The sequence below is a fragment of the Reyranella aquatilis genome (genome assembly GCF_020880995.1).
GTDB lineage: Bacteria > Pseudomonadota > Alphaproteobacteria > Reyranellales > Reyranellaceae > Reyranella > Reyranella aquatilis.
On record NZ_JAJISD010000003.1, the window covers coordinates 100,310 to 113,966 of the forward strand.

Annotated in this window: 12 protein-coding genes; 5 read left to right on the forward strand and 7 right to left on the reverse strand. The window is 68.6% G+C overall.

Annotation, left to right across the window (positions count from 1 at the left end; translation table 11 throughout):
• Nucleotides 1–185: 185 nt before the first annotated feature.
• From LJ725_RS08640 to argC, 6 genes are all read right to left on the reverse strand, one after another.
• Nucleotides 186–932, reverse strand: coding sequence for an ABC transporter ATP-binding protein (locus LJ725_RS08640; protein ID WP_230550250.1), 747 nt, complete (start codon nt 930–932; stop codon nt 186–188).
• Nucleotides 920–1,729, reverse strand: coding sequence for an ABC transporter permease (locus LJ725_RS08645; RefSeq protein WP_230550251.1), 810 nt, complete (start codon nt 1,727–1,729; stop codon nt 920–922). The genes LJ725_RS08640 and LJ725_RS08645 overlap by 13 nt, the downstream gene beginning before the upstream one ends.
• Before the next feature lie 31 nt (nt 1,730–1,760).
• Nucleotides 1,761–2,792 carry an ABC transporter substrate-binding protein gene (locus tag LJ725_RS08650; RefSeq protein WP_230550252.1) on the reverse strand — a complete coding sequence of 344 codons (1,032 nt, stop codon included), beginning with the start codon at nt 2,790–2,792 and terminating at the stop codon, nt 1,761–1,763.
• A gap of 236 nt (nt 2,793–3,028) precedes the next feature.
• Complete coding sequence (araD, locus tag LJ725_RS08655) at nt 3,029–4,777, reverse strand: L-arabinonate dehydratase (protein WP_230550253.1); 1,749 nt, start codon at nt 4,775–4,777, stop codon at nt 3,029–3,031.
• 45 nt (nt 4,778–4,822) lie between these two features.
• Nucleotides 4,823–5,287: a GNAT family N-acetyltransferase gene (locus tag LJ725_RS08660; RefSeq protein WP_230550254.1), complete on the reverse strand. Its 465-nt coding sequence runs from the start codon at nt 5,285–5,287 to the stop codon at nt 4,823–4,825.
• A 10-nt stretch (nt 5,288–5,297) separates the two neighbouring features.
• Nucleotides 5,298–6,257, reverse strand: a complete 960-nt coding sequence (gene argC, locus LJ725_RS08665; RefSeq protein ID WP_230550255.1) for an N-acetyl-gamma-glutamyl-phosphate reductase — start codon at nt 6,255–6,257, stop codon at nt 5,298–5,300.
• Nucleotides 6,258–6,515: 258 nt separating this feature from the next.
• Between argC and LJ725_RS08670 the strand changes: the two genes are divergently transcribed.
• Nucleotides 6,516–7,010 carry an L-2-amino-thiazoline-4-carboxylic acid hydrolase gene (locus LJ725_RS08670; RefSeq protein ID WP_230550256.1) on the forward strand — a complete coding sequence of 165 codons (495 nt, stop codon included), beginning with the start codon at nt 6,516–6,518 and terminating at the stop codon, nt 7,008–7,010.
• Between the two features lie 45 nt (nt 7,011–7,055).
• Here the strand turns inward: LJ725_RS08670 and LJ725_RS08675 are convergent, their stop codons facing one another.
• Complete coding sequence (locus tag LJ725_RS08675) at nt 7,056–8,423, reverse strand: alpha/beta fold hydrolase (RefSeq protein WP_230550257.1); 1,368 nt, start codon at nt 8,421–8,423, stop codon at nt 7,056–7,058.
• An 86-nt stretch (nt 8,424–8,509) separates the two neighbouring features.
• On the opposite strand from LJ725_RS08675, the gene LJ725_RS08680 reads away from it, so the two are divergent.
• The 4 genes from LJ725_RS08680 (at nt 8,510) to LJ725_RS08695 (ending at nt 13,610) form a co-directional block, all read left to right on the forward strand.
• The gene (locus tag LJ725_RS08680; protein ID WP_230550258.1) at nt 8,510–8,974 is read left to right on the forward strand and encodes a methylated-DNA--[protein]-cysteine S-methyltransferase; all 465 of its coding nucleotides are present in this window, start codon (nt 8,510–8,512) and stop codon (nt 8,972–8,974) included.
• 165 nt (nt 8,975–9,139) lie between these two features.
• Nucleotides 9,140–11,167, forward strand: coding sequence for a uroporphyrinogen-III synthase (locus tag LJ725_RS08685; protein ID WP_230550259.1), 2,028 nt, complete (start codon nt 9,140–9,142; stop codon nt 11,165–11,167).
• Nucleotides 11,168–11,177: 10 nt separating this feature from the next.
• Nucleotides 11,178–12,575 (forward strand): heme biosynthesis protein HemY, encoded by a 1,398-nt coding sequence (locus LJ725_RS08690; protein WP_230550260.1) that lies wholly within the window; start codon nt 11,178–11,180, stop codon nt 12,573–12,575.
• A 15-nt stretch (nt 12,576–12,590) separates the two neighbouring features.
• Nucleotides 12,591–13,610, forward strand: a complete 1,020-nt coding sequence (locus LJ725_RS08695) for a methionine synthase (RefSeq protein ID WP_230550261.1) — start codon at nt 12,591–12,593, stop codon at nt 13,608–13,610.
• The last annotated feature ends 47 nt before the right edge of the window (nt 13,611–13,657 follow it).

Below are 13,657 nucleotides of genomic sequence, written 5' to 3' on the forward strand. Positions count from 1 at the left end.
CGTTCAGTCGCGAGGCGCCATACGCCCGCCCGTCAACAGCGTCAATCGAACTCGCGGCGGCCCGGCCGGGGCTGCGACGATCCGGCTCCAGCCCGCTCTCGTCCATCGCCTCCTCCTAGTCCGGGAGGCATTGCGGTTTCGTGACGGGTTCGACCTGTTAGGTCGATGCCCCGCCGGTGCCGAGGTCAGCCCGGGCGGGCGATGTGACCGCGGATGTCGGCGATCAACGCCGAATGGGCGGGATCGTCACGGTGCCGGGGCCGCGAGGCGTCGATCGTGCGATCGATCACGGCCCGGCCCGGCGCGCCGGCCAGCACGACCACGCGATCGGCGAGATAGACCGCCTCCTCGATGTCGTGGGTGACGAACAGGATGGTCTTGCCGGTCTCGCGCCAGATGCGGGTCAGCTCGTCCTGCAGCCCTTCGCGCGAGATCGCGTCGAGCGCGGAGAAAGGCTCGTCCATCAGCAGCACCTCGGGCTCGACGGCGAGCGCGCGGGCCAGCGACACGCGCTGGCGCTGTCCGCCGGAGAGCTGATAGGGCCAGCGGCCGGCGAGCTCGGCCAGTCCCACGACGCGCAACGCTTCGACCGCGCGGGCGCGGCGTTCGATCTTGGACAGGCCCGAGCCTTCGAGGCCCAGGGCGACATTGTCGACGACGCGGCGCCACGGCAGCAGGCGCGAATCCTGGAACACCAGTGCCACCGGCTGGCGCGCCGCCGAGCGGGTCGTCACCGACACCTGTCCTGCGCTGGCCTTTGCCAGGCCGATCAGCACGCGCAGCAAGGTCGACTTGCCGACGCCGGAGGCGCCGACGATGGCCACGAACGCGCCGCGCGGGATCGAAAGATCGAGACCGCGCAGCACCTCGGTGCGGCGGCCGTCGCGCTCGAAGGTGAGGCCGAGCCCCCTTATGTCGATCACGCTTTCCATCGAAGCAACCAGTTCTGGGCCACGAGAAACAAGGAATCGAGGATGCCGTAGAGCGCGGCCATGGTGAGCATGTAGACGACCACGATGTCGGTCGCGAGCAGCGACGAGGCCTCGATCATGCGATTGCCGAGACCCGGCACGCCGAAGATCTCGGCGGCGACCACGGCCATCCATGCCTGGCCGAGCGCCGTGCGCAGGCCGACGAGGATGCCCGGCATCGCGGCCGGCAGGTAGATCTTGAGCAGCTTCTCGTGAGCCCTGCGAAAGCCGAACGCCTCGGCGACTTCGAGCAGGTCGCGATCCACGCCGCGCACCGCCCCGTGCGCGGCGAAGAAGACGATCCAGAAGACCGACACGGCGATGATGAACACCGCGGCCTTGGGCGTGACCCCGAACCAGATGATGGCGAACGGCGCCCAGGCGAGGCCCGGGATCGGGCGCAACAGCCGCACGACCCACGAGGTCAGGTCCTCGGCGACACGCGACATGCCGGTGAGGACGCCGACCGCCACGCCCAGCGCCGCACCGATCACCAGGCCGATGCCGTAGTGGCTGAGGCTGCCCGTGACCGCCTTCAGCCACATGCCCGAATCGATCTCGCTGCGGAAAGCCGTGGGGATCGCCAGCGGTCCCGGCAGCATCATCGGATTGACCAGGCCGAGCGCCGGCACGGCCTGCCAGATGAGCAGGAAGGCGAGCAGGCCCGCGGCGCCGAGCCCGATCGAGCCCAGGGCGCCCAGGCGGGCGCGGCTGGAGGCGGATAAGGCCGGCAGGTCGGCGGTTTGCGTGAGGGCCATGGAACGGTTCAGCGACGGTTCAGCCCGGCCATCAGCCCGGGCGCCGCGCCTTCTCGAAGAAGCGCACGTCGAACAGATCGTCGAGCGGCGCGGCTTCCTTGAGCGAGCCCAGCTTCACCTGATAGGCCTCCATCGCCTTCGACGGCGCGATCACCTCACGCGGATCGATGACGAACCTGGTGGCCGGCGACTTCAGCGCCGTCTTGATGATCTCCAGGTCGACGATGCCCTTGGCGAGATTGGCCGCGACCGCGGGCGCGGCCTTGTCCGGATCGCGGTTCAGCAGATCGCCCGCGCGCACCAGTGCATCGACCAGCGCCTGCACGGCCGCCGGCTGCTTGGCGATCAGCGCGCCGGTGACGGCGACGACGGTGCCGGGCTGGCCGGGGAACAGCTTGTCGCCGACCTCGACGAGTTTTATGCCGGGGTTCGACTTCTGGATGATGGTCAGCGCCGGCTCGCGAACGGTCGCGCCTTCGACAGCATCGGCCAGCACAGCCTGCTGCGTGGCGTCGATGCCCATGGCGACGATCTCGACGTCCTCTCGGTTGGCCTTGATGACTTCCCACAGCCAGTATTGCAGTGTCGTGTTGGGAACGGATCCGGCGGGCTGGGTGGCGAGGCGCGCGGGCTTGCCCGTCGCCGCCTTGTAGCGCTTGAACGCCTCGGCCGGTGCGACACCCGGCGCGAAATGCTGGGCGAGGCGCGGCACGGCCACGAACACGTTCTCGCCGCTCGCCGTAGCGGCCACCACTTTCACATCGACGCCGCGCGAGCGGGCAACGCCGAGCGGCGCGATGCCCGCGACATAGGCGTCGAGCGTGCCAGAGGCCAGTGCCTGGATGGCGTGCGGTCCCGACTGGAAGGTGGTGAGCGTCAGGTCGAGGCCGGCGTCTCTGGCCCAGCCCTCCTTGTCGACCACGAAGATGGGCGCCGCGCCGATCACCGGAATGTTGCCGATGCGGATCGGCACGCGTGCGCCCTGGGCAAGAACCGCGGGGGCCGCCAACAACGACGCGCCACCCGCCAGGAAGGCGCGGCGCTGGAACGATGACAGGGGCATGCAACTCTCTACGAAAACGGGATGCGCGATCGCGCAAGCGGCGCCTGAGATAGAAAATTCAGTCGCTGAGAACAATCCGTCCGACGAAAATGGATGAGAAGTGGTCGCGTTCGTCGACCACCTTGGAAGGATTTTCTCCAATGCCGAGAGAAAGGATCCTTCGCTTCGCTCAGGATGACAACGCTGCCTGAACAAACAGGTGTCATCCTGAGCGCAAGCGAAGAATGCCTAACGCTTCAATAGATCGACGGCTCCGCCACCGGCTTGCCGAACGCCGTCTCGAGGAAATCGAAGTCGCAGCCTTCGTTGGCCTGCCTGATATGCTTCGTGAACATCCAGCCGTAGCCGCGTTCGTAACGCGGCTCGGGCTGCCTCCACGCCGCCTTGCGCCGGGCGAGTTCCTCGTCGGAGACGTTCATGTCGATCGTGCGCTTGTCGACGTCGAGCGAGATCATGTCGCCGGTCTTCACCAGCGCCAGCGGCCCGCCGATATAGGATTCCGGCGAGACGTGCAGGATGCAGGCGCCGTAGCTCGTGCCGCTCATGCGGCTGTCGGAAATTCGCACCATGTCGCGCACGCCCTGCTTCACCAGCTTGGTCGGGATCGGCAGCATGCCCCATTCCGGCATGCCCGGCCCGCCCTGCGGTCCCGCATTGCGCAGGATCAGCACCGTGTCCTCGGTGACGTCGAGATCCTCGCGGTCGATCGCTTCCTTCATCGACGGATAGTCGTCGAACACCAGCGCCGGCCCGGTGTGCTTCAGGAACTTCGGCGCGCAGGCACTCGGCTTGATGACGCACCCGTCGGGCGCGAGATTGCCCTTGAGGACGGCGAGCGCGCCTTCCTTGTAGATCGGGTTGGCGACGGAGCGGATCACGTCGTCGTTGTAGATCTCCGCGCCCTGCACGTTTTCGCCCAAGGTCTTGCCCGTGACGGTGAGCGCGTCGAGATGCAGGTGATCGCGGATCTGTTCGATCAGGCCCGGCAGGCCGCCGGCATAGAAGAAATCCTCCATCAGATACTTGTCGCCGCTCGGGCGGATGTTGGCGATCACCGGCACCTTGCGGCTGGCGCGCTCGAAATCGTCGAGGCCGATCTTCTGGCCGGCGCGCCGCGCCAGCGCGATCAGGTGGATGATGGCGTTGGTCGAGCAGCCGACCGCCATCGCCACGGTGATGGCGTTCAGGAACGCCTCGTGCGTCAGGATCTTGTTGGGCGTGAGGTCTTCCCAGACCATGTCGACGATGCGCCGGCCGCACGCCGAGGCCATGCGGATATGGCCGGCATCGGCGGCCGGGATCGACGAGGCGCCGGGCAACGACATGCCGAGCGTCTCGGCCATCGCCATCATGGTGGCGGCCGTGCCCATGGTCATGCAGGTGCCGTAGCTGCGCGCGATGCCGGCCTCGACATCGACCCAGTCGCTATCGGAAATTTTACCGGCGCGGCGCTCGTCCCAGAACTTCCAGGCATCCGAGCCTGAGCCCAGAGTCTTGCCCTTCCAGTTGCCGCGCAGCATAGGCCCGGCCGGCAGGTAGATCGTGGGCAGGCCCATGCTGATCGCGCCCAGCAGCAGCGCCGGCGTGGTCTTGTCGCAACCGCCCATCAACACGACGCCGTCGACCGGATGGCCGCGCAGCAGTTCCTCGGCATCCATGGCGAGGAGATTGCGATAGAGCATGGTCGTGGGCTTCAGGAAGCTTTCCGACAGGGACAGCGCCGGCAGCTCCATGGGAAATCCGCCGGCCTGCAGGATGCCGCGCTTCACGTCGTCGACGCGGGTCTTGAAGTGCATGTGGCAGGGCTGGGCGTCGGACCAGGTGTTGAGGATGGCGATCACCGGCTTGCCGGCCCATTCCTCCGGCGCGTAGCCCATCTGCATCGCGCGCGAGCGATGGCCGAAGGCGCGCAGATCGTCGGGCGCGAACCAGCGCGCGCTGCGCAGCTGATCAGGAGTCTTCTTCTTCGGCTTGCTGTCCGGCATGGCTTTTCCTCCGCGCCGGACGCGAACACATTCAAGCAACCACGGTCAAGCGGCGGGAAGCGGCTTGCTCATATAGACCGTGACGCCGAGCGAGGAGGTCTCCTCGCGATCGATGCGGTAGCCGAAGGCGAGATAGAGCCGCACGTTCGCCTCGAACATCTTGTTGGTGTAGAGCCGGACCTCGGCATAGCCCAGTTCCCGCGCCACCTGCTCGGCATGCGCCAGCAGGTACCGGCCGACGCCGCGTCCCTGGAAAGCCGGCGCGACGGCGACATTCTCGATCACCAGGTGATCGCCCTTGTCGATCGTCTGAATGAGGGCGGCGAGCCCGCCATCGAGAAAGGCGAGGTCGATGCGATGCTGGCGCACCGCCTCTTCGTAGTCCGCCTTCATCGGCATCGGTTCGCGGCCGATCACGGGGACCCATTTGGCGTAGGCTTCGCGCGTGAGGGTCCGCACGGCGGCGGCATCGTCCGCCACCGCGCGCCGCAGCGCTGGCGTCTCGTCCATGGCGAAAGGTTCAGCCGACGGCGAGGCCCGTCGTCTCGTCGACGCCGGTCTTGAGGTTGATGCACTGCACCGCCGCGCCCGACGCGCCCTTGCCGAGATTGTCGAGCGAGGCCACGGCGAGCACGTTGCCGTCGGCATCGTTGCCGTAGACCGCGAGCTCCATCGTGTTGGTGTCGACCAGCCGGTCGGCGCGCAGGAACCGGTCGCGCTCCAGCCACGCCCGGTCGGCGAGCGGCCGGACCGGCACGAAGGTCTCGCCGGCATAGTAGTCGCTCAGCACCTGGTGGACGTCCTTGGCCGTCACCTGCTTCGTGGTGATGTCGCGCGTGATCGGGATGGTGATCAGCATGCCCTGGGCATAGTGACCGACCGACGGCACGAAGAGCGGCGCATGCGTAAGGCCGGAATACTTCTTCATCTCCGGCACGTGCTTGTGCGTCAGCTCGAGCCCGTAGAGGCCGAACGGCTCGACGCCCGGCTGCTCGTGGACCGCGATCAACTCCTTGCCGCCGCCGGTGTAGCCCGAGACGCCGAACACGGCCGGCGTCGAATCGGCGCGCACGATGCCGGCGTCGATCAGCGGCCGCAGCAGGGCGATGGCGCCGGTCGGATAGCAGCCCGGATTGGAGATGCGGTTGGAAGCGAGCAGCTTCTGGCGCTGGTCCTTGGCCAGTTCGGGGAAGCCGTAGGTCCAGCCGTCGGCCACGCGATGCGCCGTCGAGGCGTCGATCACGACCGTGTCGGAATCACCCATCGCCGCCACCAGTTCCTTGGCCGCCGCGTCGGGCAGGCAGAGCACGGTGATGTCGGACGCCCTGGCGATCTCGGCGCGCTTGCCGAGGTCCTTGCGGTCCGCCAGCGGCAGTTCGAGCAGCTCGATGTCGGCCCGGTCCTTGAGGCGGTCGAGGATCTGCAGCCCGGTGGTGCCGTGCTGGCCGTCGATGAAGATCTTGGTCTTGTTGCTGGTCATGTTCTTCTCTCTCGATGCTGGGCCTTTGAGGGATGGCCGACTGGAGAAGGAAGGATGGAAGCCGCTTCGTCTCTCCAGCGGCTTCACGATACGGCGCGTTTGTTACGCGCGCGCGTTTCCGAACCGCTTTTCAAAGCGGCGACGTCGCGACCGGAGGACGTGCGAAATCATGGTGCGGCCGATATTTCATCGGGGGACCCCCATGTCAAGATGCCGGGGACGCGCTAGGCTCGATTATTCCCCACCGGAGACAAGCCCATGAGCCAGTCGGCCGCCAGCTCCCCGCACCCCGAAGGCCTCTCCATGCTGGAGAAGCGCCGTATCGAGGCCGAGATCCTGAAGGAGGTGTACGAGACCCTGAAGGCGAGCCACGGCATCGAGGTCGCGAAGAAGACCATCGAGGAATCGGTGCGCCGGTCCGCCATCGAGCAGGCCCGCCAATTCGCCGCCTCGGTGCCCGGCGGCACGTCGCTCAAGTCGTTCCAGGACATTCAGCATCTGTGGACCGCGGGCGGGTCGCTGGAGATCGACGTCAAGGAACAGACCGCCGACACCTTCACCTTCAACGTCGTGCGCTGCCGGTACGCCGAGACCTACAAGGCGATGGGCCTGAGCGAAATCGGCGCCCTGCTCTCCTGCAATCGCGACGGCGCGTTCTGCGAGGGCTACGACCCCAAGCTCAAGCTCGAACGCACGCAGACGATCATGCAGGGCGCCAGCCACTGCAATTTCAAATACACGTACGAAGGTTGAACCGCGTTCTTCTCTCCCCCTATCGGGGGAGAGAAATACGAAAGCTCAGTTCAGGAACTCTGCGACCACGATGTGGCCGTCCTTGGCGGGCCAGGTGCGGGTCGGGATAGTCTCGTTGTTGAACACGGCCGTTACGGTACGCGGTGGCGTGGCGTCGAAGGTGAGGCGTCCCGTCGAAACGCCGGGGACGCCGTCGTTGATGCCCGGCGGCACCTTGCCGTCGAGCGAGAACTTGTCGCGACCGACGCCGAAATAGCCGCGTGGGCGGCTCATGATCGTGACCGCGCCGGCGCCCTCGTCGGACTTGGCGAAGGGCTGCGGCCTGAGATGCACGAGGTCGCTCGAGCGCAGGAACGGCGACCGGTAGGTGTGGGTCGTCGGCAGGCCCGGCATGTGCAGCACGAATTCGTAGTAGGCGTCGGCGCGGCCCACGAACGGGCCCCACACGCCATCCTCGCCCGTGGTCTTGCGGTGCAGGGCCACGGCGCTCTTGCGCTCGCCGGTCTTGGCATCGACCTCGAAGATCTCGACTTCGGCCCCGGCCGCCGCGATGTTGGTGTAGACGCCCTCGGTCATGCCGGTCACCCGGCCGTTCAGGATCGGCAGCGGTTCCTGGGCGATGAACAGGGTGGCCGGGGGCTTGCCGGTGATGTGTTCGAACATCGCGGCGAAGGCCAGCTTGTTGAACGCGACCTCGCGATGGTCGAGCCCGTCGAGCACGACATTGCGCGCGCCGCGCAGCTCCGACGCATCGTAACTCACGCCAGTCGGCTTGCCGGGCGCACCGATGAAGCGCCCGTCGGGCTGGGAGTACTTGTCGTTCCGGTCGGACCGGATCGCCATCATCTCGACGCCGGGAACGAGATCGTCGGGGCCTTCGTTCAGGCCCTTCAGGAACGGGAAGGCGCCGTTGAACTCGCTGCCGGGCAGCAGCGTTTCGGAGATCACGATCCCCTTGTTGGGAGTGCCACAGAGCACGGCATGGCTCACCATGTCGGCGCCGCCGTTCTTCAGCATCGAGCGGATGGCGTTGCCGCCGCGCGAGGAGCCGACCAGCGCCACCTTGCGGCGGCGCGTCGCCTTGAGCACCTGGATGACGAAGGAGGTCAGCTCCTTCATCTGGTCCTCGGCGGAGGACCGGTAGGGCTGCGGCTTCGAATCGTCGCTGCGCGCGTTGGGATAAACGAAGTCGATCGCGAACAGCTGGTTGCGCTTGTAGCCGTTGGCCTCGAAGCGCCAGAGGTTATTGATCCAGAGCGCGCTGGAATCGCCATTGCCGTGTACGAACACGACCGGCGGCGGACCTGCCTCGGCTGCCGGCTGCTGGCGCCGCGGAACCGGCTGGGCGAGGACGAGCGTCGGCCACAACAAGGCGGCGCCGCCGAGCAACGCACGGCGGGTCGGGCCTTTCACGGAGGGCTTTGCGCCCTTGCTCTTCACTCCCCCAGACATTCTTCCCCATGTTGGCAAAAGCCGGACGCGGGCGCTACGCTTGCCACATGTCCATTCGTTACGTCGATACCCCCGTCGGCCGGTTGGCGGTCGAAGCGGATCAAGACGCCGTGACATCGGTGCGCTGGGCCGGCGACGGCGAAAGCGCGCACGACACCTCGACGAATCAGGTGCTCGACGAGGCGCTGCGACAACTCGACCGCTACTTCGCCGGCAGGCTCAGGCACTTCGAGCTGCCGCTGGCCGCGCGCGGAACCGACTTCCAGAAGCGCGTCTGGAAGCTGATGTGCGACATCCCCTTCGGCGGCACGGCGACCTACGGCGGCATGGCGATCGCACTGGGCTCCGGACCGCGCGCCGTCGGCATGGCCTGTGGACGCAATCCTATTCCGATCATCGTGCCCTGCCACCGCGTGCTGGGCAGCGGTGGCAAGGAAGGCGGCTTCTCGGGCGGCAAGGGCCTGCCGACCAAGCGCCAGCTGCTGGCGATCGAGGGCGTCGTCCTGCTGTAGCGCCATTCCCTCACCGCCGGGAGCCCCGCGAAGCATGCCATCCCGAAGGGCGGGCAACAGGCATGATTCGCATCGCCCATGCTTCCGAACGGCGGCTTCGCAGCCTTGCCGGCAGGAGGCTTGTTCTCGATTGCGTCGGCGGGACGCCCCGGCTACGGAGGCGTGATGCGCGTGCTGATCACCCGGCCGGAACGCGAGGCGACGACGCTGGCCACGGCGCTCGCCGAGCGCGGCCATGTGCCCGTCATCGCGCCGCTGTTCCATCTCGAGATCTTGCGGCCGCCTGCAGATTTCGCGACGACCCTGTCGGCGTGCCAGGCCGTGCTGCTGAGCAGCGCCAATGGCGCCCGGGCGTTCGCCGCAGCGACCGAGCAGCGCGCCAAGCCCGTCCTCGCTGTCGGCGACACCACGGCCTCGACGGCCGAGGGTCTGGGCTTCGTCTCCGTGACCTCCGCGGCCGGCGACGCCGAGGCGCTCGCCGAACTGGCCCGCCGTCGCCTCGATCCGAAGGCCGGCCCTCTCCTCCACATCTCCGGCGTCGACATCGCCCATGATTTTGCCGAGAGCCTCGCGCCCGCCGGTTTCGACGTGCGTCGTATCCCGCTCTACGAGGCGCGCGAGGCGGGCGAGCTGCCGGATTCGGCGCGGGCCGCGTTGCAGGCGCGCGCACTCGATGTCGCGATCTTCTTCTCGCCACGGGCCTCCACCCTGTTCGCCCGGCTGGTGGAGGAGGCGGGACTGGCCGGTTCACTGTCGACCGTGACCGCCCTCGCCATCAGTGCCGCGGCGCTCGAACCCTTGAGCGCGCTGCCATTCAGGGCGACGGTGGCGGCACAACGCCCGACCCGTCAGTCCGTGCTGGACGAAATCGAGCGTCTGCCCGTAGCTGGCCCCTGGGCCGACACGGCAGCCGGCGTGGAAGGACCGAGCATCATGAGCGACACACCTTCTTCCTCCCAGGTCCCGCCGGCGGAGCCGGCATCGGAAAGCCCGCGCGTGACGCCGCCGCCCGTCCAGGTCCGGCGCGGCGTCGGCGTGGCCGGCGCCTTCGTCACCGGGGTGATCGCCGCCTGCCTGGTGCTGGCCGGCGCCCTGATCTCCCTGCCCTACTGGCCGGCCGAGATCCGAGCGCTCTGGCAGGGGAAGGGAGCAACGGCCGCCGCGCCCGTTCCCGCGATCGACCTGCAGCAGGTCCGCCAGGATGCCGCCGCGGTCGCCAATGCCTCGGTCGAGACCGTCCGCAAAGATCTCGGCGCCCGCCTGGACGAACTCGAAAAGCGCCTGCGCGCCACGTCGGCCGCCATCACGGAAAGGTCCGGCACCGGCGGCACCGCGGGGCCCGACCCGGCGATCGCCGAGCTGCGCGCCAAGGTCGAGGCGCTGGAAGGCCGTGCGGCCGGGGCCGCGACGTCGGCGCCCGAACAGGCCCCCGCGGCCGCGCCTGCTCCGGCCGCAGCCCCCGCCCAACCCCCGGCGGTGACGGCGGAGCAGGAGAAGGAACTCGCGACCCTGCGTCTGGAGATGGCCACCTTGCGCAACACGCTGCAGACGATCGACCAGTCGGTCGCCGTCCAGCGCGACCAGACGCGGCTGCTGGCCGAGACCGTCGAGAAGGCGCGCGGCGAGGCGACCGCGCGATCGGCGGGAGAGCAGAAGGCGATGAGTACGGCCCGGGCGTCGGCGATCATCGGCATCGCTGCACGGCTGAGCGCCGCCGTCAGTTCCGGCCTGCCCTTCGCCACCGATCTCGCCCTGTTGACGCCGCTCGTCCAGGGCGATGCGAAGCTCGGAGAGAGCACCGCCGCCTTGCAGGCCTATGCCCAGACCGGCGTCGCCTCGCGGCCAGCGCTGGTGACGGAGTTTCCCGCCGTCGCCAAGGCGGCGCTGGCCGACGACCTCGCCGACGATTCCTTCGGCGAGCGGCTGCTCGGCAAGGTGCGCGGCCTGGTCTCGCTGCGCCGCGTCGGCAACGATGTCGAGGGCGACGGTACCGAAGCCAAGCTCGCCCGCGCCGAAGCCGCGCTCGACGCCGGCGACCTCGCCAAGGCCGTGGCGCTGGTGAAGTCGCTGCCGCCGCAGACGGCGAAGGCCACGGCCGGCTGGCTGTCGCGCGCCGAGGCGCATCTCGCGGCCAAGCAGGCGGCCGACCAGATCTCGGCCCAGGCTGTCACCCTGCTCGGCGCGGCGAAGTAGGTCCCTTCCCATGACCATGTTGCGCACGATCATCTGGTTCGTCGTCGCCATCGCCGCGATGCTGGGCGCGGTGTGGCTGGCCGAGCGGCCGGGGTCGGTCACCGCGGAGTTCCGCGGCTGGCGCCTCGACACCAGCTTCGGCGTGCTGATGATCGCCGTCGTGGTGCTGATCCTGATCGGGATCGCCGGCTGGCTGCTCTATCGCTGGATCGTGGGCGCGCCGGGCGCGCTGCTCGACGGCTGGGGCGAGAGCCGCCGCCGTCGCGGCTATCGCGAGCTGACGCAAGGGCTCGCCGCCGTCGCCGCCGGTGATGGCGTGGAGGCGCAGAAGCATGCCCGCAAGGCCGAGCAGCTCCTGTCGGAACCCGCGCTGACGCTGCTGCTTTCGGCACAGGCCGCGCAGCTCAACGGCGATCGCGACGGCGCCCGCCGTGCCTTCAGCGCGATGCTCGACGACGACCAGATGGCTTTTCTCGGCCTGCGCGGCCTGATCGGCCAGTCGTTGCGCGACGGCGACCAGGCGCAGGCGCTGGCCTATGCCGAGCGCGCCTTCCGGCTGCGGCCGCAGACGCCGTGGGTCGTGCATTCGCTGTTCGACATGCAGGCGCAGGGGGGCCAGTGGAAGGCCGCCCAGGAGACGCTGGAAGCGGGTATCCGACGCAAGGTCGTCACCGCCGACAAGGGCCGCACGCTGAAGGCCCTGCTGGAAGTCGAGCGCAGCCGCGAGGCCGAGCGCGAGGGCCGTGCGAGCGACGCGCTGGCCCTGGCCCGCGAGGCGTTCGGGCTCGCACCCGAGCGCATCGCCGTCACGCAGCGCCTGGCCGAGCTGCAGCTCAAGTCGGGCGATTCGAAGAAGGCGATGAAGACCATCGAGCGCGGCTGGTCGGTCGCCCCGCATCCCGATCTCGTCGCGCTCTATCTGGAGTCCTCCGGTGAGACCGAGGCGCTGAAGCGCGTCGGCATCGTGCGCCGGCTGGCGCAGCAGAATCCGGGCGACATCGAAAGCCATCTGGCGCTCGCGCAGGCCTCGCTCGAGGCCGGCCTGTGGGGCGAGGCGCGTCGCCATCTCGAGACGGCCTCCGGCACCAACCCGTCCACGCGCGTCTGCCGCCTGATGGCCGAGGTCGAGGAACGCGCCCACACCGGCCCGGAGAAGGTGCGCGAGTGGCTGGGCCGCGCCGCCGATGCGCCGGCCGACCGCGCCTGGCGCTGCACCTCGTGCGGCGCCCACCACGAAGCCTGGCGGCCGGTGTGCGAGAGCTGCGGCGCCTTCGGGACGCTGCAGTGGCGCGCGCCGGGCACCTACGGCCAGATCCTGCCGCCTGAGGCGACGCCGGGCCTGGCGCTGCCGACATCGAGTCCGGGCTCCGGCTTGCCGGTGCCGGCCGCGAACAACACGACAAGCTAGAAACGGGGAAACGCCATGTTCGAGACGACGCTCGCGGGCAGCCTGCCCAAGCCGGCCTGGCTCGCCACGCCCAACGTGCTCTGGGCGCCCTGGACCCTGTCGGGCCAGCCGCTGTTCGAAGCCAAGGACGATGCGACCTTCCTCGCCATCCGCCGCCAGGAAGAGGCCGGACTCGACATCGTGAGCGACGGCGAGCAGGCGCGTCAGCATTTCGTGCACGGCTTCCTGGCCGAGGTCGACGGCGTCGACTTCGACAAGAAGGTCCGCATGGGCATCCGCAACAACCGCTACGATGCCGACTGCCCGACCGTCACCTCGGCGCTGAAGCGCCGCCGCTTCGTGCACGAGCGGGAGGCGCGCATCGCCCGCGCCGCCACCTCGCGCAAGCTCAAGTTCACCCTGCCCGGCCCGATGACCCTGATCGACACGCTGGCCGACGGCTACTACGGCGACCGCGTGAAGATGGCCTTCGCCTTCGCCGAACTGCTGAACCAGGAAGCCAGGGATCTCGAAGCGCTCGGCGTCGACGTCGTGCAGTTCGACGAGCCCGCCTTCAACGTCTACCTCAAGGAGACGGTCGACTGGGGCGTGCCGGCGCTGGAGAAGGCGGCCGAGGGGCTGAAGTGCACGACCGCCGTGCACATCTGCTACGGCTACGGCATCGAGGCCAACAACAGGTGGAAGGAGACGCTGGGCGAGAGCTGGCGTCAGTACGAACAGACCTTCCCGGCGCTCGACCGCAGCAGTATCCAGCAGGTCTCGCTGGAATGCCGCGACAGCCACGTGCCGCCTGAGCTGATGAAGCTGCTGAAGACCAAGACCGTGCTGGTCGGCGCCATCAACGTCGCCTCCGACAGGGTCGAGACGCCGGAAGAAGTCGCCGCGACCCTGAAGCTCGCGACCGAGTTCGTCGATCCCGAGCGCATCCAGGCCTGCACCAACTGCGGCATGGCCCCGATGACCCTCGGCGTCGCCTACGGCAAGCTGCGGGCGCTGAGCGAAGGCGCGGCGCTCGCGCGCAAGGCGTTCAGCTAGAAAAGCTGAACTCCGAAATTTATCGGCACGCCCCTTGCCATGCGTGG

What these genes read in the sequence shown, in the direction of transcription:
- argC (WP_230550255.1), bottom strand. Translation starts at nt 6,257, where the DNA reads ATGACCAGCAACAAGACCAAGATCTTCATCGACGGCCAGCACGGCACC.
- LJ725_RS08685 (WP_230550259.1), top strand. Translation starts at nt 9,140, where the DNA reads ATGCGCGTGCTGATCACCCGGCCGGAACGCGAGGCGACGACGCTGGCC.
- LJ725_RS08670 (WP_230550256.1), top strand. Translation starts at nt 6,516, where the DNA reads ATGAGCCAGTCGGCCGCCAGCTCCCCGCACCCCGAAGGCCTCTCCATG.
- LJ725_RS08650 (WP_230550252.1), bottom strand. Translation starts at nt 2,792, where the DNA reads ATGCCCCTGTCATCGTTCCAGCGCCGCGCCTTCCTGGCGGGTGGCGCG.
- LJ725_RS08660 (WP_230550254.1), bottom strand. Translation starts at nt 5,287, where the DNA reads ATGGACGAGACGCCAGCGCTGCGGCGCGCGGTGGCGGACGATGCCGCC.
- LJ725_RS08680 (WP_230550258.1), top strand. Translation starts at nt 8,510, where the DNA reads ATGTCCATTCGTTACGTCGATACCCCCGTCGGCCGGTTGGCGGTCGAA.
- LJ725_RS08695 (WP_230550261.1), top strand. Translation starts at nt 12,591, where the DNA reads ATGTTCGAGACGACGCTCGCGGGCAGCCTGCCCAAGCCGGCCTGGCTC.
- LJ725_RS08645 (WP_230550251.1), bottom strand. Translation starts at nt 1,729, where the DNA reads ATGGCCCTCACGCAAACCGCCGACCTGCCGGCCTTATCCGCCTCCAGC.
- LJ725_RS08690 (WP_230550260.1), top strand. Translation starts at nt 11,178, where the DNA reads ATGACCATGTTGCGCACGATCATCTGGTTCGTCGTCGCCATCGCCGCG.
- araD (WP_230550253.1), bottom strand. Translation starts at nt 4,777, where the DNA reads ATGCCGGACAGCAAGCCGAAGAAGAAGACTCCTGATCAGCTGCGCAGC.
- LJ725_RS08640 (WP_230550250.1), bottom strand. Translation starts at nt 932, where the DNA reads ATGGAAAGCGTGATCGACATAAGGGGGCTCGGCCTCACCTTCGAGCGC.